Origin of the sequence: Actinoplanes solisilvae (assembly GCF_003999975.1) — a bacterium.
GTDB classification, from domain to species: Bacteria; Actinomycetota; Actinomycetes; order Mycobacteriales; family Micromonosporaceae; genus Actinoplanes; species Actinoplanes solisilvae.
Genome location: NZ_RJAC01000002.1, coordinates 465,441 through 485,820 on the forward strand (window position 1 = coordinate 465,441; position 20,380 = coordinate 485,820).

Sequence of the window (20,380 nt, forward strand, 5' to 3'; positions counted from 1 at the left end):
TACGAGGTACATGTACGCCGTACAAGGACGTTGTACAGGGGGGCGTTATGGAGAAGAACCGCAGGTGGTGGGCGCTGGTCGCGGTGGCGCTGGGCACGTTCATGACCTATCTGGACAACAACGTGGTGAACGTTGCTCTCCCTTCGATCCAGCGCGATCTGGGGCTGAGCATCGAGGGACTGGAATGGATCGCCAGCTCCTACATCCTGGTCTTCGCCGGCTTCCTGCTGGCCGGGGGCCGCATCGCCGACGTGCTGGGCATGCGTGGCGCGTTCTTCGGCGGCCTCGCGATCTTCACGGTCGCCTCGGTCGTCGCCGGTCTCGCGCAGAGCCAGGAGATGCTGATCGGCGCGCGGGCCGTGCAGGGCGTGGGCGCGGCCCTGCTCACCCCGGCCTCGCTGGCCCTGCTGCCGGCGCTGTTCCCGAATCCCCGCGAACGCGGAACGGCCATCGGCATCTGGGGCGGCGTGGGCGCGCTGGCCCTGGCCATCGGGCCGCTGACCGGCGGCTGGCTCAGTGAACACGTGTCGTGGGGCTGGATCTTCCTGATCAACGCCCCGATCGGCGTCGCCACCGCCGTTCTCGCCGCGGTGAGCATCCCGGCCGGTCGTCGCGCCAAGAACCGCGGGCTCGACCTGCCCGGTCTCGCCACCTCGTCGCTCGCGCTCTTCGCCCTGACGTTCGCGCTGATCGAGGGAGAGTCACGCGGCTGGAGCGACGGCCTGATCCTGGCCGGTTTCGCCGTCGCCGCGGTCAGTGCGATCGCCTTCATGGTCATCGAGTCTCGCTCGGCCAATCCGATGATGAACCTCGGCTTCTTCCGCATGCGCGTCTTCAGCGGCGGCCTGCTCGCGATGGGCCTGTGGGCGTTCGGCGTGTTCGGCATCTACTTCTACACGGCCATCTACATGCAGAACGTGCTCGGCTTCTCGCCCACCGAGGCGGGCGCCGCGTTCGTGCCGATGGCGCTGGTCATGGCCGTGATGGCGACGCTCTCGCCGCGGCTCGAGGCACGGTTCGGGGCCGCGCGCACGGTGGCGGCCGCACTCGCGCTCATGGCGGTGTCGGTCGCGGGCATCGCGTCGTACGGGGAAGGAACTTCCTATCTGGATCTGTTGCCGTGGTTCCTGGTCTACGGCGTCGGCGGCGGGTTGCTGGTGCCGCTGAACAACGTCGTGGTCGGCGCACTGCCGCTGAGCCGGGCCGGGATCGCGTCGGGCATGCTCAACGTCTCGCGTGAGGTGTTCGGCCTGCTCGGCATCACGATCCTCGGCGCGATCCTGTCGAACCGGTCGAACGCGGCCACCGGCAGCGAGCTGCACCGCTACCTCGCCGGCTACCAGTTCTCGCTGGTCGTGGCGGCGATCCTGGTGGCCGCGGGCATTCCGATCGCGTTGTGGGCGCTGCGCTCGGTGCGCCCGGCCGCCGTCGACGAGCAGCTGCCGAAGGAACCGGCATACTCGCAGGCGTGACGAGAACACCCCGGTTGGAGATCGAGTACTGCACGCAGTGCCGCTGGCTGATGCGGGCCGCGTGGACGGCGCAGGAGCTGCTCACCACGTTCCAGAAGGAGCTGGGCGAGGTGGCGCTGGTGCCGGGCACGGGCGGGGTGTTCGAGATCCGGCTCGACGACGAGCTGCTGTGGTCGCGCAAGGAGAGCGGTTTTCCGGAGCTGCCCGAGTTGAAGCGGCTGGTGCGCGACCGCATCGCGCCCGGCCGCTCCCTCGGTCACACCGACCGCGCGGCCGAGAGTCCTAGCGGCTGAAGAGCACGTCGAGGTCGCGCTCGGCATAGAGCCGGTGATGCCATTCCTCGTTCAAGACCGTCAACAGGCATTCCCGTACGGGGTACCGGTCCGGCGGCGGCCAGCCGATGCCCTCGGTCGGGGTCGTACGAGAGTCCAGCTCCGCGACGGTCAATGAGCCGACCACCCGGCGTACGGTCGCCATCCGGTCAAGCCGCAGCTCGAGCACCTCGTCGAGGGTCGGCCGCACCGCCCGGTCGCGCGGTACCCCGGGCGTGTCGGGCATGCCGTCCCAGGGCAGCGAGAGCGGATGCCACGGCGCCTGCTCGCCGAGCATCGCCCGGGAGACCCACGACTCGGTGGCGAACGCGAGATGCCGCAGCGTCTCGATGAACGACCATTCGCCGTCGACCGATTCGTGCAGCATCTCCGGCGGCAGTTTGCGGGCCCGCTCGACCGTGCCCTCCCACATGGTCCCGACGAGGTCCCACGCCTCGCGGAACCCGGCCGGGTCGGTCGGGCGCATCTTGGGCCGCCGCGGGTCGCGCCGGTCGAGCTCGGCCTCGACCAGCGGCGCCACGTCGACCCCGTTGATGACCAGGTTCTTGATCTCGCCCTCGATGCTCACGTCGCTCAGATAGACGCTGCGCATGACCGAGCCGAAGAAGTCGGTGTCGCGGAACACCGAGCGCCGCAGGTCGACGTCGGTGAACCGGGACGCGCTCAGGTCGACGTGGTTGAACCGGGACGCGCTCAGGTCCCGCTGCTCGAATTCCGCCATGTCTCGCAGGCTAGGTGCTATTCCGGACGATCCGCTTCCCCGATGCGATGCCGGCCGATCGGGACGATCATCGGCGTGTCCGAGATGGGGTCGTTCACGAGCCGGCAGCGCATGCCGAAGACGTCCTCGATGATCGACTCGCTGAGCACCTCGCCCGGCACGCCCGCGGTCACCACCGCGCCGTCCTTCATCACCACGAGATGGTCGGCGTAGCGGAAGGCCAGGTTCAGCTCGTGCAGCACGATCACGACGGTCGTGCCCTCGGCCTCGTTCAGGTCGGTGAGCAGGTCGAGCACCTCGACCTGATGGCTGATGTCGAGGTAGGTCGTCGGCTCGTCGAGCAGCAGGATCCCGGTGCGCTGGGCCAGCGCCATCGCGATCCAGACCCGTTGCCTTTGCCCGCCGGAGAGCTCGTCGACCGGCCGGGCCGCCAGCGACAGCGTGCCCGTCGCCGTGAGCGCCTGCGTGACGGCGTCGTCGTCCCCGCTGCTCCACCGGCGGAACCAGCCCTGGTGCACGTGCCGGCCCCGGCTGACCAGGTCGGTGACCGTGATGCCGTCCGGCGCGATCGGTCCCTGCGGCAGGATGCCGAGCTTGAGCGCGACGTCCCGGCTCGGCGTCGCGTGTATTGATTTTCCGTCGAGCAGCACCGCGCCCGACGCGGCGGGCAACAGCCGGGCCAGCCCGCTCAGGAACGTCGACTTCCCGCAGGCGTTCGGGCCCACGATGATCGTGACCTTGCCGGTGGGCAGCGCCATGCTCAGGTCGCGGACCACGGTCCGTTCGCCGTATCCCAGCGACAGCCGGTCGGCCTCCAAGTTCACGGGAGCGGGCACCGTCATCCTCCTCGGCCGGAGCGGTTGGCCGTGGCGAGCAGCCACAGCAGGTAGGGGGCGCCGATGACGCCGGTGACGACGCCGACCGGGAACTGGCGGGCGCCGAGCAGGTGTGTGCCGATGAAGTCGGAGGCGAGCACCAGCACCGCCCCGACCAGGGCGGCCTGCACCAGGACGGGCCGTCCACCGCCGACCAGGCGTACGGCGATCGGGCCGGACATGAACGCGACGAACGCGATCGGTCCGGCCGCCGAGGTCGCCATGCCGGCCAGGCACACGCCGGTGAGCAGCAGCGCGAATCGGCTCCACTCGACCCGTACGCCGAATGCTTTGGCCAGGTCGTCGCCGAGCTGCATGCCCGAGAGCACCCGCCCCAGCACCAGGGCCAGCGGCACCAGGATCACCTCGGCGACGGCCAGCGGCACGATCTGGGCCCAGGTGCGGCCGTTCACGCTGCCGGTGAGCCAGATCAGCGCCTCGGCCGCGATCTTCACGTCCGAGCGGGTCAGGATGAACGAGGTGATGCTGGTCAGCGCCGTGCCGACGCCGATGCCGACGAGGATCAGCCGATAGCCGCCGACGCCCTTGCGCCACGAGAGCAGGTAGATGGCCAGGGCGGTGACGACGGCGCCACCCAGTGCGGCCGCCGCGACCCCTCCCCCGCTCACGCCGAAGACCAGCACCGTCGTCACCGCGGCGGCCGTCGCGCCCTGGCTGACGCCGATCACGTCGGGGCTGGCCAGCGGGTTGCGCAGGAGCTGCTGGAAGATCGCGCCGGCCAGCCCGAACGCGAGCCCGGCCAGCGCCGAGACCGACGCCCGGGGCAGTCGCAGTTCGTGCATGACGTACTCGACGCCCGGCGGCGTGGACAGGCCCAGCAGCGAGCGCACCACGTCGGGCAGCGAGATCTGGAAGTCGCCGTAGGAGAGGGCCAGCGCGAACACCGCCACCACGGCGACGGCCAGCACGACGGTGACCCGGCGGCCGCGAGCGAGCTCCCGGCGACGAATGTCGGCGATCACGTTCACAGCTCGGCCAGCCTTTCCCGGCGGGCCAGGATGATGAAGATCGGGGCGCCGATGATCGCGGTGACGATGCCGACCTGCACCTCCCCGGGGCGGGCGATGACCCGGCCGAGCACGTCGGCCAGCAGCAGGAGCAGCGGCGCGAGCAGCATCGAATAGGGCAGCAGCCATCGGTGGTCGGGGCCGGTGATCGCCCGCGCGATGTGCGGGATGACCAGGCCGATGAAGACGATCGGGCCGGCCATCGCGGTCGCCGCGCCGCAGAGCAGCACCACCGCCCCGGCGGCCAGAAGCCGGGCGACGATCACGTTCTGGCCGAACGAGGTGGCGACGTCGTCGCCGAGGGCCAGGGCATTCAGCGCGCGGGCCGACCCGAGGGCGAGCAGCGCCCCGACGATCAGAAACGGCAGGCCCTGTACGGCGATGTCGGTGCCCCGGTTGGCCAGGGCGCCCACCTGCCAGAAGCGGAACTGGTCGTACGCGTCCACGTCGGTGATCAGCACGGCGGTGGTGAACGACGTGAGCCCGGCGGTGACCGCCGCACCGGCCAGCGCCAGCTTGACCGGGGTGGCGCCGCCGCGGCCGAGCGAGCCGATGGCGTACACGACGAACGAGGTGATCGCCGCGCCGAGGAAGCCGAACCAGACGTACCCGGTCAGGCCGGTGATCCCGAAGAAGCTGATCGCGATGACGATGAACAGCCCGGCTCCGGCGTTGACGCCGAGGATGCCGGGGTCGGCCAACGGGTTGCGGGTGACGCCCTGGATCACCGCACCGGCCAGGCCGAACGCGGCCCCGGCGAGCAGCCCGATGATCGTGCGCGGTATCCGCGACTCGGTGACGATCAGGTCGACGGTGGCGTTGGGGTCGGGGCTGACCAGGGCGTGCAGGACCGTGCCGAAGGGGATGGCGCGGGCGCCGACGGCCAGGCTGAGAAGGGCTGCTCCGGCGAGGGCCGCCGCGACCACCACCAGTCCGGTGGTGAGCACGACGGCCCTGCGGTGACGGTTGTCCGGCACCTGCGACTCAGCCGAGGGCGGTAGCCAGCAGCGGGGTGACCTTGTCGACGGCGAACGACAGGCCGCCGACCGACGCGCTCGAGAAGGCGTTCGAGATGTCCTTGTCGTCCATGTAGGCCACGTGACCGGCCTTGACCGACGGGACGGCCTGGAAGAGCTTGTCGTTCTTGACCTGGTCGAGCGTGGCCTGGATGAGGAAGACGACGGTCAGGTCGGCGTCGGCCAGGTCGAGTTGCTCGTTGGAGAGCGGGATGTAGAACGAGTTGGTCTTCTTGGCCTCGATCGCCGGCGCGTTCTTGAAGCCGAGCTTGGTGAGGAAGTCGACCCGGCCGTCGCCGGTGACGTAGGCGCCCCAGCCGTCGCCGGTGCGGGCGACCGCGGCCACGGTGGCGTCCTTGAACTTCGGGTTGGCCGCGGCGGCCGCGGTGAACTTCGCGTCCAGGTCGGTCTTGAGCTTGGCCGCCTCGGTCTGCTTGCCGAGCGCCTTGCCGACCATGTCGAGCTGCTGCTCCCAGGTGGTCAGGTACATCTCGCCGCCCTTGGGGACGTCGATCACCGGAACGCCGAGCTTGCTGAGCTGGTCGTAGCGGGCTTTCTCGCCGCTGGACCGGGTGTCGAGGATCAGGTCGGGCTTGAGCGCGGCGACCTTCTCCATGTCGACCTCGAGCGTGCCGAGCAGCTCGGGCTTCGTCGTGTACTTGCCGGCGTTCCACGGGCCCTGCCCGTCGCCGCCGAAGGCCAGCCAGTCGGACGCGCCGACCGGCTGCACACCGAGGGAGAGCGCCACGTCGGCGTCGCTCCAGCCGAGCGCGACAACCCGCTCGGGCTGCTTGGGGACGGTCACGTCACCGAACGCGGTCGGGATCGTGACCGGGAAGGCGGAGCCGGCTGCGGGTGCGGCGTTGTTCGTGTCCTCGCTGCCGGTCGTCGAGCAGCCGGCGAGGGCCACGACGGCGCCGAGGAGGCCGACCGACAGCAGTCGGCCGGCCCGCGAAAACGGAAGTCGCATCAAGGCTCCATCAAGATTTAGTAGGTGAGCCTAACCTAATGAAGCTCACCATATCCGCAAGCCAGAGCCGTTCAGGTCACATTTTGCTACTCCTTTGTGCCCGCCGCGTGCACCGCCGGCACCCGCAGCAGGCGACCGACCGGCAGGATCGTGGTCACCAGTGCCAGCACCGTCGTGCCGCCCAGCACGACCACCCAGCCCATCGGCGGTATGTAAGGCACCAGCGTTCCGGTCAGGGCGTGCACCACCGCGATCAGCGTCATCCCGGCGATCACGGCGCCGACCGTGAGCGCGGCCCCGAGCAGGCCGGCCTGCTCGGCGTTGACCATGCGCCGCACCTGGCGGCGGGTGACGCCGGCCAGCCGCAACAGGGCCAGTTCCCGGCTGCGGGCCAGCGCCGCCATCACCATCGTGTTGCCGGCCGCGAGCGCCGCATAGCCGACCATCACACCGATCAGCAGCTTGTTGAGCCAGGCGCTGATCGCCAGGTCACGGCTCAGCCGACCGCTCAGGTCGTCGACCGAGCTCACCGTTCCGAAGGCGGCCAGCCGCTGGTCGGCGGTGCCGTCGGTGCGCAACAGAAGCTCGTCGACCGGGCCGCCGCCACCCGGCAGCAGGACGTCGCCGAAGCCGAGCCCACGCTGATAGATCGCGACCACCCGCGCCTGAGCCGGGGAGCCGTCGGCCCGCCAGAAATCGGCCCGGTCACCGACCTTCCAGCCGGACGACGACGCCTGCAGGGCCGAGACCGCGATCGTGCCGTCGGTCAGGTCGGCCAGGCTGCCCTTCTGGACCTTCAGATCCATCGTGGATCGCACGGTGGCCGGGTCGACCTCCCGGGCCACGGAGGCCTGGGCGCCGTCGAAGATGCGCACGACCACCGACGTGTGCCGCACGCCCGTCGCCGTGGCCACACCGGGAACGTGCCGCACCTGGTCGACGATGGTGGCGGGCAGCCCCTGCGGCGCGGTCAGCACCCGGTCGGCCAGCATGCCGTCGCGGCTCTGGCTGATCGTCTGGCGTTGCAGGTTGTCCTGCAGGAACCAGACCGAGCCGCCGAACCCGACCGACAGGACGAGCGCGGTCAGCACCGCCGACATGCCGCGGGCGTTCGCCTTCAGGTTGGCCGCCGCGAGATCGCCCGAGACACCCCAGACCCCGCGCAGGAACGGGCGCAGCAGCCGGGCCGCGAACCCGTTGACCCACGGGGCGAGCAGCGCCACCGCGATGACGAACAGGTAGAGCATGCCGATCGCCGCGGCCAGCGCCCCTTCCCCGGACAGGCCGGCGGCGAAGAACGTGGCCGTGCCGGCCAACGCGAGCGTGAGCAGGCCGAACACGAGACGGACGCGCCCTCCCCGTGCCGGTTCGACGGCGATCTCGCCGAGCGCCTCGACGGGACGAATGCGGGAGATCCGTCGGGCCGCGAGGCGCGCCGCGAGAACGGCGACCAGCAGGATCGCGGCCGTGGCGATCCCGGCGGCGATCCAGGGAGGGGCGATCGGGAAGCCGGCCGGGACGAATCCGCGGGCGACCAGCTCGTGGTGCGTCCAGCGGGTGGCCAGGATGCCGGCGGGCACACCGATCGCGGCGGCGGCCAGGGCGACCGTCGCGGCTTCGGCGACGACCAGGCGGCGTACCTGACGTGGGGTGGCGGCGACAGCGCGGAGCAGGGCGAGATCGCGGCGACGGTGCCGGACGGACAGGCCGACCGTGCCGGCCACCACGAAGACGATCAGCAGGATCACGTAGGCGCCGAACACGCCGCCGACCTCGATCAACAGGGTGCGGGCCTCGGTCGAGGAGGACGGCTCGGCCCAGCCGCGGTCCTTCCCCGCGTACGCCTCGACGCCGTTGCCGCGGGCCAGCCTGTCGATTTCACGTTCCGCCGCCGGCGCCGCCTTGACGGCGATCGCTTGCGCGCGGCCGTTCTGCGGGTTGGCGACCTGAACGTCGGTGACGCCGGGCAGGGCACGGATCTGATCGGCCAGCGCGACCGGGACCGTGCCCTCGGGCAGCGGAACCTCACTGGTGGTCGTGCCGCCGTCGAACTCCTTGGTGGTGACGGTGATCTGCCGGTGAGCGACCACCACGTCGGCCGCCGCGAACTGTTGCGGCTGAGGCCGGTAACGCAGCCCCGACTCGACGAAGACGGCCAGGGTCATCAGGATCATGACGCCGCCGGCCAGGGCGACCAGGGTGGCGATCGAGGTTCCGGGGCGGTGGCGCAACAGGCGGGTCGCGAGCTTCAGCACGGCTCAGCCCCCCACCGTCACGCGGCGGCGGCCCAGGGACGCGAGCACCTCGGCGATGCCTTCGGCGCCGAGCTGCGGCAGGTCGCGCACGATGCGGCCGTCGGCCAGCACCATCACGCGATCGGCATAGGAGGCCGCGACCGGGTCGTGGGTCACCATCACCACGGTCTGTCCGTATTCGTCGACCATCGAGCGCAGCAGGCCGAGAACCTCGGCGGCCGTCTCGGTGTCGAGCGCGCCGGTCGGTTCGTCGGCGAAGACCACGTCGGGACGCACGGCCAGCGCCCGGGCGATGGCGACGCGCTGCTGCTGGCCGCCGGAGAGCTGGGCGGGACGATGTTTGAGCCGCCCGGTCAGGCCGACGCGCTCGACGACGCTCGCCACCCACGGCCGGTCGGGCCGCTCGCCCGACAGCTTGGACGGCAGCAGGATGTTCTCTTCGACGGTGAGCGCGCCGATCAGGTTGAACGCCTGGAAGACGAAGCCGATGCGGTCGCGCCGAAGCTCGGTCAGCCTGGTCTCGTTGAGCTTCGACAACTCGGTGTCACCGATCCACACCCGGCCCGAGGACGGGCGGTCGAGGCCGGCAGCCGTCTGCAACAGGGTGCTCTTGCCGGAACCGGACGGGCCCATCACCGCGGTGAACGTGCCCCGCGCGAACTCTGCGTCGACCCCGGCCAGGGCCGCGACCGCCTGACCGTCGGTGGCGTACGTCCGGGTGAGATTCTCGACCCGGACCGCGACCATCTGGTTCATCACTTGCGCCTCTCGGTAGGGGTTTTCCCTGCACCGAGAACGCTATTTTCGGGGGCGGTCGAGCGCGATGGAGCTAGCTGCCCTGTTCGAGGTACAGCCAGCTATACCTTCTCGAGATAGCGCAGCACGGCGGTCACCCGGCGGTCGGCGCGGTCGTCCGGGGCCAGGTCGAGCTTGGCGAAGATGCTGCGAATGTGCTTGTGCACGGCACCCTCGGTGACCACGAGCTTCTCGGCGATGGCGGTGTTGCCCAGCCCCTCGGCCATCAACGCGAGCACGTCCTGCTCGCGCGGGCTGAGCCGGGCCAGCGCGGTGTCGGGCCGGTTGCGGGCCAGCAGCAGACCGACCACCTCGGGATCGACCGCCGTACCCCCGCCGGCGACGCGGTGCAGCGCCTCGAGGAACTGCTCGACCCGGCCCACCCGCTCCTTGAGCAGATAGCCGAGCCCGCCCGCGCCCCCGGCCAGCAGGTCAGTGGCAAAAGCCTTCTCCACGTACGCCGAGAGCACCAGCACTTTCAGCTCCGGCAACCGCTTCCGCGCCTCGACCGCGGCGACGATGCCCTCGTCGGTATGCGTGGGCGGCATGCGGACGTCGACGATCGCCACGTCCGGTTCGTACGCTTCGACGGCGGCGAGGAACGTGGCCGGGTCGACCGCCGTGGCGACCACGTCGAGCCCCTCGGCCCGCAGCAGCAGGGCCAGGCCCTCACGCAGCAACGGGTCGTCCTCGGCGATCACGATCCGCACGGCAGCTCCACTCGCATCGTCGTCGGTCCGCCAACCGGACTCGACAGCATCAAACTTCCGTCGTACGCCTCCACGCGGCGACGGATGCCGGTGATGCCGGACCCGCCGAGCTCGTCGGCGCCGCCGCGACCGTCGTCCTCGACGGTGACGATCAGCCGGTCACCGGCCCGCCGCACCGCGACGCTCGCCGAGGTCGCCCCGCTGTGCTTGGTGATGTTGGTCAGCGCCTCGGCCACGACGAAATAGGCGGTCGCCTCGACCGAGGCGGCGCACCGGCCCGGCACGTCGACGTCGAGCCGGCAGGGCACGCCGCAGTCGGCCGCCAGCCCGGCCAGCGCGCCGTCGAGACCGCGGCCGTCGAGCACCGGGGGCAGGATGCCACGCACGACCGTACGCAGCTCGGCCAGGGCTTGTTCGGCCGCGTCCTGAGCCCGGTCGAGCACCTCGCCGGCGGTGGCGGGATCGCGGGCGACCGCCCGGCGGGCCGCACCGAGCAGCACGCTGACCGCGACCAGGCGGTTCTGCGCGCCGTCGTGCAGCGAGCGCTCGATGCGGCGCAGCTCGGCCGCGTGCGCGTCGAGGGCGGCGGCCCGGGTCGCGGTCAGCTCGGCGATGCGCAGCGACTGGTCGGTGCCGGGCGGCGGAGCCAGCAGCAGCCGGCCCGGCCACGCCTGCGCGCGGGCCAGCAGCGGATTGCCAAAAAGGGTGAACACGAGCCAGCCCAGACCGATCAGGGCCACGCCGAGCGCGTCGAACAGGTTGTGCACGGCCCAGAACGCGAAGCCCGGCGCCCCGTCGGGTGGGACGGCCCGCCACCAGAGCGGGAAGGTCAGGTCTTGCAGGGCCGAGAACGGCGCGGTCAGGCCGAACAGTCCGATCACGAAACCGAGGCTCGCGTGCTCGGCGACCCACACCAGTTCCCGCCCCAGCGCCGGGTCGCGCCAGGCCCGCAGGCCCGGGCGCAACGGCATCGGCCCGAGGACGGCGGGACCCCATCGGGACAAGCGAGCCCGTTCGCGGTCGGCCACGAAGCGGACCAGGTGCGCGGCGGACGGGGCGAGCAGCAGACCGATCCCGGCCACGCTGAGCACCAGCACGACGATGCACCAGAACAGGGCGGCCATCGCCAGGATCGCGACGCCGAAGCCGCTTGCCAGCCGCAGGAAGGCGTCGACCGCCGAGCGCACCTGGTGCCGCAGCCGATCAGCGGTCATAGCCGTCACCCTAACGCGTGCTCCAGCTCGGCTCGTGCCGGCACCGGCGGCGGGCCGGGGCTGCGGGAAGCCCAGATCGCCGCGTTGAGCACGGCCCAGGCGACACCGAGGAGGACGGCCGCGATCGTCGCGCTCAGATGACTCCAGCCCAGGTAGACCCACGAACCGGCACAGACGGTGAGCCCGGCGGCGGCCACCGTGCCGACCGTGACCCGCCACGGCCACGACCGGCGCCGCGCCAGCAGCCAGGCGAGGAGGCCGACGACCGCGGCCAGTTGGGCGGTCGCCCCGGAGGCCAGGCCGGCCAGGGCCGGAGCGGCGTCGCCGAGCGGAAGCGGGCCGTCGAATTCGAGCACCGACGGGAAGAACACGTCGGGCGGCCCCTGCCAGGACGGCGGGTCCGCGATCGCCAGGATCAGCACGAGCACCGCCATCGGCAGCAGCGGGATCACGGCGTCGAACAGCTTTTCGCGGCGCCACCAGGCACGGGCGAGGGCGACGACCACGGCGCCGCCCAGCAGCGCCTCGGGGCTGACCGAGGTGGCCAGGTCGAGAGCGAAGAGATAGCCGTCGGAGGTCCACTGGCCGCGGGCCCAGCCCGCGACGGCCTGATCGGCCGCGGACAGACCGCTGAACTTGACGATCAGCGGGATGACCAGCAGGAGAAGAACGGCCAGGACCCCCAGAAGCCCCGTGCTCGCGGCCACCGCGAGAGTCCGGTTCGACCACAACCGCACGATCAGTGGATGGTTCAGGCGCATCGACCGGCGCCACGGTTCGGAGCTCACCGGGCGGCTGCCCAGCCAACGACCGGCCAGCGCCAGCCCGATGAGCAGGGCGGTCAGCACGGCCAGCGCTCCCCCGGCCCGGCCCGCGCGGGCGGCCAGCACGTCGTAGGAGGCACCGGCCAGATAGCTGCCGACGACCAGCCACACCGCCCAGCCGACCGCCGCCGGGCTGTGCCAGGCCGCGAACCTGCGGTAAGGCACCCCGTTCATCCCGGCGAGGCGGGGCACGAGCGTACGCGCGCCGACCACCCACTGTCCGAAGAAGACAGCTCGGCCGCCGTGGCGGGTGAAGATGCGCTCGGCCCTCTGCCAGTGTTTCTCCTTGACCCAGCGCACCCGCGGCCCTCGGCGCCGACCGGCGACAAAGCCCGCGGTGCCGCCCAGCAGCGCCGCCCCCACGGCGACCAGCACGGCCGGCACGATGCCCACGACCTGTTCGTTGGCCAGCAGGCCCAGAGCGACGAGGGCGGTCGCCGAGGGCAGCACGAGCCCGGCGAGCAGCGCCGCCTCGGCCAGCACGAGCGCCCCGACGACCGCGAGCACCAGCCCCGCGGGCAGTGCGCCGAGAAGCTGGTCGAGAATTTGCACGCCCGGAGCCTAAGGACGGTCACACCCCGGGGGGATCGGTGACATTCCCTGGCCGTACCCGGAACTCCTGTGCCGTCCGGAGCGACCAACGAGCACTGCCCCGCACCATACGATGGGATGCGTGAACCGCATGAACAAAAGCACCCGTCTTCTCGTCGCGTTGGCCGCCATGGTCGCTGTGCTGCTGCCCGGCGCGCCGGCGCTGGCCCACAACGCGCTGACCGAGGCCACGCCGGCCAAGGGCGCCACGGTCAAGAAGGCTCCGACCAGCGTCAAGCTCAAGTTCCTGCAGAAGCTGAACCCGGAATACACGACGATCAAGCTGACCGGTGCGGCCGCCGTCACCGCCTCCGCGCCCAAGGTCGAAGGGGCCGTGGGGTCGATCACGTTCGAGCCGCTGGTCAACGGCTCTTACACGGTCGCCTACAGCGTCGTCTCCACCGACGGCCACACGGTCAAGGGCTCCTACAAGTTCACCGTGGCCGACCCGACCGCGACGGCCTCCCCCTCACCCACCGCCACCGCCACCACGGCGGCCCCGGCGTCGGCTCCGGCGGCCAGCGTCGCCGCTCCGGCCGACCTTGCCTCCTCGTCGTCCGCCCCGGACGAATCCAGCAACACCGGCCTGATCGTCACGATCGCCGCGATCGTCGTCGCCCTTCTGGCCGTCGGCGGCTTCCTCTTCGCCCGCCGCCGCAAGACCACCTGACGGGTTAGGCTCGGCCGATGGACGAGGTCGGCGTCGCGGTTGTCGGGTTCGGCTGGATGGGCCGGGTGCACGCCCAGGCGTACGCCCGGGTGCCTCACCATGTCGCCGATCTGCCCCCGCTGCGCCTGGTCTCGGTGGCCGACGACGTGCCCGGCCGGGCCACGGCCGCCGCCGTCCGTTACGGCTTCGACGAGTCGACCGCGAGCTGGCGCGACCTGGTCGGTGACCCGCGGGTGCGCGCCGTCAGCATCACCGCGCCCAACTTCCTGCACCGCGAGATGGGCAGCGCCTTCGCGGCGGCCGGCCAGCACATCTGGATCGAGAAGCCGGTCGGTCTCACCGCGGCCGACGCGCGCGCCATCGTCGGCGACGTGCGAGTGACCGTCGGCTTCAACTACCGCAACGCCCCGGCCGTCGAGAAAGCCCGGTCGATCATCTCGGCGGGCGAGATCGGCTCGGTCACGCACGCCCGGTTCCGTTTCCTGAGCGACTACGCGGCCCACCCCGACGGCGCTCTGAGCTGGCGTTTCGAACGAGCCCGCGGCGGCAACGGCGTACTGGGCGATCTGGGTGCCCACGGCGTCGACCTGATCCGCTACCTGCTCGGCGAGATCGACTCGCTGGTGGCCGACACAGCCGTGTTCATCCCCCAACGGCCACGGCCGGTCGGTGCCACCGCCGGTCACGAACGCGGCAGCGGCGAACCGGGCCCGGTCGAGAACGACGACTATTTCGCCGCACTGCTACGCCTGGCCTCCGGCGCCCGCGTGACCCTCGACTGCAGCCGCGTGGCGGTCGGCGAACAGAACAGCTACGGCTTCGAGATCCACGGCACCCGCGGCGCCCTGTTCTGGGACTTCCGCCGCATGGGCGAGCTCGGCCTGGCCGTCGGCTCGTCCTATCAGGACGAACCGGTGAGCACGATCTTCGTCGGCCCGCACGACGCCGACTTCGGCGCCTTCCAGCCCGGCGCGGGCATCCCGATGGGCTACGACGACCTCAAAGTCATCGAGGCGGCCCGCTTCCTGCGTTCAATAACCGACAACCAGCCGTACGGTGCCACCCTGGTCGACGCGATCCGGGCAGCCGAGGCCCTCGACGCGCTGGAACAGTCCGCCGCGTCAGGCGCCTGGGTCACACTGCCGCGGTGATCCTGAAGCTGTCGTCCAGCGCTTCGACCAGGGCAGACGTGCGCCCGCCGAGCCCGGCACGCTGACCCCAGCCGCCCAGCGCGTCCAGAAAACCGACCAGGTCACGCCGAACGTCGGCGAGCAGGCCCGGCAACGCGGCTCGCGGCAGGTCGACGTACGCCTGGCGGTTCTTGCCGTCCTGCCAGACGCGCAGATCCTCGCCGAAGAACTCGATTTCGGGGTCCGGGCTGTGCCCCAGCCAGACCGATTGACCGGCCATCAACTCGGCCCAGTCGCGCCAGTTCTCGAGACCCGCACAGCAGCCCGGCACCACAACCTGTGCCGTGGCTTCGTCGGTCAACCGCACGCCGCCGTTGATCAGCAGAACCTCCTCGGCGATCAGCGCGTCGATGACCTCGGCCAGGCTTCCCGTCGCTCCGCCGATCGACGCCAGGCGCGCGATGAACAGCCCGCTCTCCTCGTCAGTGGTGTTCCTGTCGAGAACCACCCATGACCACGGTGCCGCCGTCGCCACCGGCCAGGACACGTCGTCCACCGGATCGACTTCGAAAACGGCAGTCCAAGAGATCACGATCAGGAAGGTATGTCCTGTCACGGGCTTCGTCCATCGAGTTCCGCGTGACACGAAACCGGGAGATCATTTCGCGAGAGGTCCTCATAGGATTTTCTCAGCGAAACGGGAATGACGACGGGGGATTTTCGATGTATCTGTTCAACCGAAAGGCGTTGGCGGCGATCGGTGCGGCGGCGGTCGCGATGTCGGGCGCGGCGATTCTGTTCGCCTCGCCGGCCCAGGCCGCGACGTCGGCCAAGGCGCAGGTCACCGGACAAAGGGGCAGTGTCGTCGAGTTCTCCGCCGCTTCGGGGCAGACGAACTCGCTGACCATCACGGTTTCCGGCCAGACGATCACGCTGAACGACCGGGTTGCCATCAAGGCCGGCAAGGGCTGCAAGGCGATCAAGGGCGACCGTACAAAGGTTCGATGCACGACGGTGGGTGTGCCGGGACAGGTCCAGGTCCGCCTCGGCAACAAGAACGACAAGGTCGTCAACAAGTCGTCGCTCCCGATGGTCGTCGACGCCGGGTCGGGCAACGACCGGGTGTACGGCGGCTCAGGCGTCGAAACCGTCTACGGTGGCAGCGGCAACGACACCATCCACGGCAACGGCGGCCGCGACGAACTGCACGGGGACACCGGCAACGACTGGATCCGGGGCGGCTCCGGCAACGACACGCTCCTGGGTGGCTCGGGCCGCGACAACGTGTTCGGCGACAGCGGCAACGACTGGGTGATGGGCAGCGTGTTCGACGGCGACGTCCCCGACGGCGGCGACTGGCTGCACGGCGGCACCGGCAACGACCACGTCGGCGGCGACGCCGGCAACGACCGGATGTGGGGCAACGCGGGCAACGACGTCCTCGCCGGTGGCCCCGGCCGCGACCAGATCTCCGGCGGTCCGGGCAAGGACACGATCCGCCACGGCTGGTAATCCGACGCCGAATGCCCCCACCCGGTCGGGTGGGGGCATTGGCGTGTCAGGAGGAGAATTCGCGGCGGAACCACTCGACGGCCAGGCGGTCGACCTCGCGGGCCTGGGGAGTCTGCGGGGCTGCTTCGATGCCGGGCTCGTCGGCCAGGGCGTGCGCCATGTCCGGCACGACCTGGTGGTCAACGGTCGCACCACGGCCGGCGAGTTCAGCGACGATTTTCTCGACCGGTCCGATGAATCCGTCGTACGAGTCCGAGGCGCCAGTGATGTAGCGAAGCGCGACCCCGTCGAGGTCGGCCGCCCGAGCGAGGAAGTCGAGGCGGGCCGCGATCTGGTTCGACGGCGGGGTCCAGTGATACTTCGCGTCGTGGGCGGCGGCGATCGCGTTGATCGAGTCACGCAGCCGGACGACCGGGTTGACCAGCACGGCGACGCGCGCGACGGGCCGCCCCTCGGCCGCCACGAGCTGGGCCGCGGCGGCACCCATCGAGCCGCCGAGCAGCCCGATCGGCACGTCGGCGTCGATCTCGAACCGCTCGCGGATCGCCGCGAACGCGGCCGGGAACTCGTCGAGGGCGCCGAGCACCACGTGGCGGTGCACGTTGAGCACAGCGTCCTCGAGAACGAGCTGCCAGATGTCGGTCTCGGGCAGACGGGAGCCGCTCATCGGCAGGCCGAGGTAGACCCGCCAGGCGTCGAGGCCGTCCAGCGGCAGAGCCGCGGCGAAGGCGACCTCCGTGCGGGGCGCGTCGAGCAGGTGGTAGCCGACGACGACCGGCGCATCGGACCGGGCGCCGCCCGCGGGCGGCGAGACGACGTACGGAACGCCGGCCGCGACTCCCGAAAACTCCATGCCTAATTCGTACGCCATCTCGCCGGCCGCCGTGGCCCATTGACAACGCATAGATAACTGTCTTTATTGTTAGGAGTCTTGCCAATCCCCTTCGAACTGGCAGCGAGGTATCCCCCATGCGCAAGCTGCTCGCCATCGTCGTGCCGGCCGTCGTCGTCGGCGCGTTGAGCGCCCTCGGTATCACCAACGCGTCGGCCGCCGCCCTCGACCCGACCGTCGCCCCCGGCGGCAACTTCAACCTCTCGGTCTGGAGCCTGCAGCTGCCGATCGGCTCGCCCGGCAGCCCCGAGACGATCCCGCCGTCGCGGCTCAAGGGCGCCAACGGCTACAGCAACCCGGCGTATTTCTGGACCGACAAGAACGACGGCTCGATGACCTTCTGGGCGCCGGAGAAGGGCGTGACCACGCCGAACTCGAAGTATGCCCGTTCCGAGCTGCGCGAGATGAACGCCAACGGCTCGGCCGCCGACTGGCCGCTCGCCGGCAACCACACGCTCAGCGCCGACCTGCGGATCGTCTCGGTGACCAAGAACGTGGCGGTCGGCCAGGTGAAGCTCGGAACCGGTGGCACGTCGACGAAGCCGCTGCTCGAGCTCTACTACCGGCCCAACGGCGACATCTACCTCGGCCAGCAGCGCAGCCCGACCGACGGGCAGACGCTCTACAAGGTGGGCAGCGTGCCGCTCGGGCAGCGCTGGACCTACGTCATCAACGTCTCGGGCAACCGCGCCACGCTGACCGTGAACGGCAGCCGCACCACCTACACGATCCCGTCGTCGTTCAACCCCTACAGGCAGTATTTCAAGGCCGGCTCGTACAACCAGTCATCGTCGGAGAGCACCACCAACGGGGCCAAGGTGAAGTTCTACAGCCTCACCGTCAACCACGCCTGACCGTACGATGTAGTCGGCTCGCTGCCAGGGTCGGTCCTCAAGGAAGAACGGCACCTCCCACTCGCGCACCGCGTCGGCCTCATCGTCGCCGCCTTGAGGACCGACGACGAGCTCTTCGATCGCGGCCTCGACCTCGTGCTCGACGCCCCCGGCCGGTCGTGATCACGACCGGCCGGGGGCCAGCGCGTTCGCGAGCGTGCGGGTCAGCAGGTCGAGCACCTGGTGGCGCGACGAGTCCTTGCGTTCGCCGAGGTAGGCCCACGCGGCGTAGAGCTGGGACCAGAGCAGGCTCAGCACCCAGTCGGCCGGCAACTGCGGGTCGATGGAGCCGTCGTTGTGACCGCGCTCGATGACCCGTACGAGGAATTGCTCGTCCTGGGAGTCCCAGCATTCGCCGCCCTGGCCGCTGAACATGAGCGAGAGCAGCGAGCCAAGGTCGAAGTACTCCCGGCAGAGCCGCAGCAGGGCCTCGGCGCCGGTTCCGCGCTCGAGATCGGCCAGGGTCGCCGCGCGCACGAGACGCTCGCCGCCCTCGGCGCCGACCGCCGCGAGCAGGTCGGCGCGCTCGGCGAAGTAGCGGTGCAGCGTGGTCCGCCCGACCTGGGCCGCGGCGGCGATGTCGCCCAGCGAGCAGGCCGGGTTTCCGGCCAGCAGGTCGATCGCGGCATCGATGATCGCCTGCCGCGTGCGGTTCTTCACTCCTGACGTCACGGCCACACTATAAAGGAATTGGCATTGCCCGCGATGGAACAACTGTGTTCCACTACGAATCATGCGGATTCTGCTGAGTCTCCTTCGCCCGCACTGGCCGGTGCTCGCCCTCGGTCTGGTTCTAGGCCTGATCTCGAACGCCGCCAACCTGGCCGCCCCGCTCGCCACCAAGCGGATCATCGACACGCTCGGTACCGGCGACGCCCTGGCCGGCCCGATCAGCCTGCTGCTCGTGCTCGTGGTGGTCGGCGCGGTCATCGGCCTCTGGCAGTGGATCCTGCTGGGCACCCTCGCCGAACAGGTCGTCCTCGACGCCCGCGTCTCGGTGATCCAGCGCTACTTCCGCGCCCGGCTGGCCGAGCTGACCGGCCGACCGACCGGCGAGCTGGTCACCCGGGTCACGGCCGACCCCGGCCTGCTGCACGCGGCCTCGTCCAGCATCGTCGGCCTGATCAACGCGTCGCTGGCCTTCGTCGCGACCCTGGTGCTGATGGGCACGCTCGACCTGGTGCTGCTGCTCTGCACCCTGGCCGCCGTCACGGTCGTGGGCGTGGTCATGGCCGTGCTGCTGCCCACGATCTCGAAGTCGCAGAAGGCCGCGCAGGACGCGGTCGGCGCCCTGGGCGGCGAGCTCGAGGGCACGCTGCGGGCGATGCGTACGGTGAAGGCGAGCCGGGCCGAGGAGCGGCAGGGCACCCGCGTCGAGAAGGACGCGCGCCGGGCCGCCTCGTTCAACGTGAAGGCCGCACGCCGGGCCGCGTGGGTCTGGACGGTCTCGTGGAGCGGCGTCTCGTTCGCCGTGATCGCGGTGCTGGGCGTCGGGGCGTGGCGCGCCGACGCCGGCCTGCTCGAGGTCAGCAGCCTGATCGCGTTCCTGCTCTACGCGTTCCAGCTGATGGGCCCGATCGGCGAGCTGACCCAGAACGTGACGGCGCTCCAGTCGGGCATCGCCGCCGCCCGGCGCATCAGCGAGGTCTACGCCATGAAGGAGGAGACGTCCGATCCTCAGCCCGGCTCTCGCGTCGACGGACCTGTGCTGGCCCTCCGCAACGTCACCCTGCGCTACTCCGAGGACGCCCGGCCCGCCCTCGACGACGTGACCATCCAGATTCCGTCGCGTGGGCACACGGCCATCGTCGGCCCGTCCGGAGCCGGTAAGACGTCGCTGTTCTCACTGCTGCTGCGCTTCCTCGACCCGCAGCGGGGCGAGATCTACCTGCACGGCCGGCCCTATCAGTCGCTCACTCACAGCGAGATCCGGGCCGAACTGGCGTACGTGGAACAGGAAGCGCCCGTCGTCCCGGGCACCATTCGCGAGAACGTCCTGTTCAGCCGCCCCGACGCCACCGAGGAGGAGCTCACGTCGGTGATCGAGCGGGTGCGCCTGGCCGACAAGGTCGCCTCCCTGCCGCTGGGCCTCGACACCCCGCTGTCCGGCGCCGAGCTCTCCGGTGGCGAGCGTCAGCGGATAGCGTTGGCCCGAGCCCTCGTACGCACCCCCGCCGTGCTGCTGCTCGACGAGGCGACCGCCCAGGTGGACGCCTTGACGGAGGCCGCGCTGCAAGACTGCGTACGGGAGAAGGCCTCGACCTCAGCCGTCGTGACCATTGCCCACAGGTTGTCCACAGTGATCGAGGCCGACCGCATCATCGTCCTCGACAACGGCCACGTCCGCGCGATCGGCACCCACGAGTCCCTCCTCGCCTCCGACGACCTCTACCGCGGCCTGGTAGAGGCCTTGCGCATAGCCGTTCCGATGACCCCCGCGGTGCCGTAACTTCTTGGTCGTAGGCCTCCCCGCGGCCGTG

Annotated in this window: 20 protein-coding genes; 7 read left to right on the top strand and 13 right to left on the bottom strand. The window is 70.7% G+C overall.

Going from position 1 to position 20,380, the window contains the following annotated elements:
* Positions 1–47: 47 nt before the first annotated feature.
* Both EER30_RS09085 and EER30_RS09090 read left to right on the top strand, forming a co-directional pair.
* The gene (locus EER30_RS09085; RefSeq protein WP_127499883.1) at positions 48–1,472 is read left to right on the top strand and encodes a DHA2 family efflux MFS transporter permease subunit; all 1,425 of its coding nucleotides are present in this window, start codon (positions 48–50) and stop codon (positions 1,470–1,472) included.
* Entirely contained in the window at positions 1,469–1,765 is a 297-nt protein-coding gene (locus EER30_RS09090; protein ID WP_127499884.1) for an Rdx family protein, read from the top strand. The genes EER30_RS09085 and EER30_RS09090 overlap by 4 nt, the downstream gene beginning before the upstream one ends.
* Here the strand turns inward: EER30_RS09090 and EER30_RS09095 are convergent.
* From EER30_RS09095 to EER30_RS09140, 10 genes are all read right to left on the bottom strand, one after another.
* Positions 1,755–2,525, bottom strand: coding sequence for a DinB family protein (locus EER30_RS09095; protein ID WP_127499885.1), 771 nt, complete (start codon positions 2,523–2,525; stop codon positions 1,755–1,757). The two genes, EER30_RS09090 and EER30_RS09095, sit on opposite strands and share 11 nt — an antisense overlap.
* Positions 2,526–2,542: 17 nt before the next feature.
* The gene (locus EER30_RS09100) at positions 2,543–3,367 is read right to left on the bottom strand and encodes an ABC transporter ATP-binding protein (protein ID WP_127499886.1); all 825 of its coding nucleotides are present in this window, start codon (positions 3,365–3,367) and stop codon (positions 2,543–2,545) included.
* Positions 3,364–4,383: a FecCD family ABC transporter permease gene (locus EER30_RS09105; protein ID WP_240669899.1), complete on the bottom strand. Its 1,020-nt coding sequence runs from the start codon at positions 4,381–4,383 to the stop codon at positions 3,364–3,366. The genes EER30_RS09100 and EER30_RS09105 overlap by 4 nt, the downstream gene beginning before the upstream one ends.
* 2 nt (positions 4,384–4,385) lie before the next feature.
* On the bottom strand, positions 4,386–5,405 hold the full coding sequence (locus EER30_RS09110) for a FecCD family ABC transporter permease (RefSeq protein WP_127499888.1): 1,020 nt from the start codon (positions 5,403–5,405) through the stop codon (positions 4,386–4,388).
* Between the two features lie 7 nt (positions 5,406–5,412).
* Positions 5,413–6,414, bottom strand: coding sequence for an iron-siderophore ABC transporter substrate-binding protein (locus EER30_RS09115; protein ID WP_127499889.1), 1,002 nt, complete (start codon positions 6,412–6,414; stop codon positions 5,413–5,415).
* An 86-nt stretch (positions 6,415–6,500) separates the two neighbouring features.
* Positions 6,501–8,669, bottom strand: a complete 2,169-nt coding sequence (locus tag EER30_RS09120) for an FtsX-like permease family protein (RefSeq protein ID WP_127499890.1) — start codon at positions 8,667–8,669, stop codon at positions 6,501–6,503.
* Between the two features lie 3 nt (positions 8,670–8,672).
* Positions 8,673–9,416, bottom strand: a complete 744-nt coding sequence (locus tag EER30_RS09125; protein ID WP_127500249.1) for an ABC transporter ATP-binding protein — start codon at positions 9,414–9,416, stop codon at positions 8,673–8,675.
* A 110-nt stretch (positions 9,417–9,526) separates the two neighbouring features.
* Positions 9,527–10,174 (bottom strand): response regulator transcription factor, encoded by a 648-nt coding sequence (locus EER30_RS09130; RefSeq protein WP_127499891.1) that lies wholly within the window; start codon positions 10,172–10,174, stop codon positions 9,527–9,529.
* Complete coding sequence (locus tag EER30_RS09135; RefSeq protein ID WP_127499892.1) at positions 10,162–11,388, bottom strand: sensor histidine kinase; 1,227 nt, start codon at positions 11,386–11,388, stop codon at positions 10,162–10,164. The genes EER30_RS09130 and EER30_RS09135 overlap by 13 nt, the downstream gene beginning before the upstream one ends.
* A gap of 5 nt (positions 11,389–11,393) precedes the next feature.
* Complete coding sequence (locus tag EER30_RS09140; protein WP_127499893.1) at positions 11,394–12,764, bottom strand: VTT domain-containing protein; 1,371 nt, start codon at positions 12,762–12,764, stop codon at positions 11,394–11,396.
* A gap of 130 nt (positions 12,765–12,894) precedes the next feature.
* On the opposite strand from EER30_RS09140, the gene EER30_RS09145 reads away from it, so the two are divergent.
* Positions 12,895–13,473 carry a copper resistance CopC family protein gene (locus tag EER30_RS09145; RefSeq protein ID WP_127500250.1) on the top strand — a complete coding sequence of 193 codons (579 nt, stop codon included), beginning with the start codon at positions 12,895–12,897 and terminating at the stop codon, positions 13,471–13,473.
* A 17-nt stretch (positions 13,474–13,490) separates the two neighbouring features.
* Positions 13,491–14,624 carry a Gfo/Idh/MocA family protein gene (locus tag EER30_RS09150; protein WP_127499894.1) on the top strand — a complete coding sequence of 378 codons (1,134 nt, stop codon included), beginning with the start codon at positions 13,491–13,493 and terminating at the stop codon, positions 14,622–14,624.
* Here EER30_RS09150 and EER30_RS48510 read toward each other — a convergent pair.
* On the bottom strand, positions 14,608–15,195 hold the full coding sequence (locus EER30_RS48510) for a hypothetical protein (protein ID WP_240669900.1): 588 nt from the start codon (positions 15,193–15,195) through the stop codon (positions 14,608–14,610). The two genes, EER30_RS09150 and EER30_RS48510, sit on opposite strands and share 17 nt — an antisense overlap.
* A 131-nt stretch (positions 15,196–15,326) precedes the next feature.
* Between EER30_RS48510 and EER30_RS09160 the strand changes: the two genes are divergently transcribed.
* Positions 15,327–16,115, top strand: a complete 789-nt coding sequence (locus EER30_RS09160; protein ID WP_164842263.1) for a calcium-binding protein — start codon at positions 15,327–15,329, stop codon at positions 16,113–16,115.
* 46 nt (positions 16,116–16,161) lie between these two features.
* On the opposite strand, the gene EER30_RS09165 is transcribed toward EER30_RS09160, so the two are convergent.
* A complete protein-coding gene (locus EER30_RS09165; protein ID WP_127499896.1) occupies positions 16,162–16,968 on the bottom strand; it encodes an alpha/beta hydrolase in 807 nt (268 codons plus the stop codon).
* 116 nt (positions 16,969–17,084) lie between these two features.
* Here EER30_RS09165 and EER30_RS09170 point away from each other — a divergent pair, with 116 nt between their 5' ends.
* Positions 17,085–17,861 carry a polysaccharide lyase family 7 protein gene (locus EER30_RS09170; protein WP_127499897.1) on the top strand — a complete coding sequence of 259 codons (777 nt, stop codon included), beginning with the start codon at positions 17,085–17,087 and terminating at the stop codon, positions 17,859–17,861.
* 162 nt (positions 17,862–18,023) lie between these two features.
* Here EER30_RS09170 and EER30_RS09175 read toward each other — a convergent pair whose 3' ends face one another.
* Positions 18,024–18,572 (bottom strand): TetR/AcrR family transcriptional regulator, encoded by a 549-nt coding sequence (locus EER30_RS09175; RefSeq protein ID WP_240669901.1) that lies wholly within the window; start codon positions 18,570–18,572, stop codon positions 18,024–18,026.
* Between the two features lie 61 nt (positions 18,573–18,633).
* Between EER30_RS09175 and EER30_RS09180 the strand changes: the two genes are divergently transcribed.
* Entirely contained in the window at positions 18,634–20,349 is a 1,716-nt protein-coding gene (locus EER30_RS09180) for an ABC transporter ATP-binding protein (RefSeq protein WP_127499899.1), read from the top strand.
* Positions 20,350–20,380 lie beyond the last annotated feature (31 nt).

Coding starts and splice junctions, on each gene's coding strand:
- EER30_RS09085 (WP_127499883.1), top strand. CDS start 48: ATGGAGAAGAACCGCAGGTGGTGGGCGCTGGTCGCGGTGGCGCTGGGC.
- EER30_RS09095 (WP_127499885.1), bottom strand. CDS start 2,525: ATGGCGGAATTCGAGCAGCGGGACCTGAGCGCGTCCCGGTTCAACCAC.
- EER30_RS09100 (WP_127499886.1), bottom strand. CDS start 3,367: ATGACGGTGCCCGCTCCCGTGAACTTGGAGGCCGACCGGCTGTCGCTG.
- EER30_RS09115 (WP_127499889.1), bottom strand. CDS start 6,414: ATGCGACTTCCGTTTTCGCGGGCCGGCCGACTGCTGTCGGTCGGCCTC.
- EER30_RS09125 (WP_127500249.1), bottom strand. CDS start 9,416: ATGGTCGCGGTCCGGGTCGAGAATCTCACCCGGACGTACGCCACCGAC.
- EER30_RS09135 (WP_127499892.1), bottom strand. CDS start 11,388: ATGACCGCTGATCGGCTGCGGCACCAGGTGCGCTCGGCGGTCGACGCC.
- EER30_RS09145 (WP_127500250.1), top strand. CDS start 12,895: ATGAACAAAAGCACCCGTCTTCTCGTCGCGTTGGCCGCCATGGTCGCT.
- EER30_RS09150 (WP_127499894.1), top strand. CDS start 13,491: ATGGACGAGGTCGGCGTCGCGGTTGTCGGGTTCGGCTGGATGGGCCGG.
- EER30_RS09160 (WP_164842263.1), top strand. CDS start 15,327: ATGTATCTGTTCAACCGAAAGGCGTTGGCGGCGATCGGTGCGGCGGCG.
- EER30_RS09165 (WP_127499896.1), bottom strand. CDS start 16,968: ATGGAGTTTTCGGGAGTCGCGGCCGGCGTTCCGTACGTCGTCTCGCCG.
- EER30_RS09170 (WP_127499897.1), top strand. CDS start 17,085: ATGCGCAAGCTGCTCGCCATCGTCGTGCCGGCCGTCGTCGTCGGCGCG.
- EER30_RS09180 (WP_127499899.1), top strand. CDS start 18,634: ATGCGGATTCTGCTGAGTCTCCTTCGCCCGCACTGGCCGGTGCTCGCC.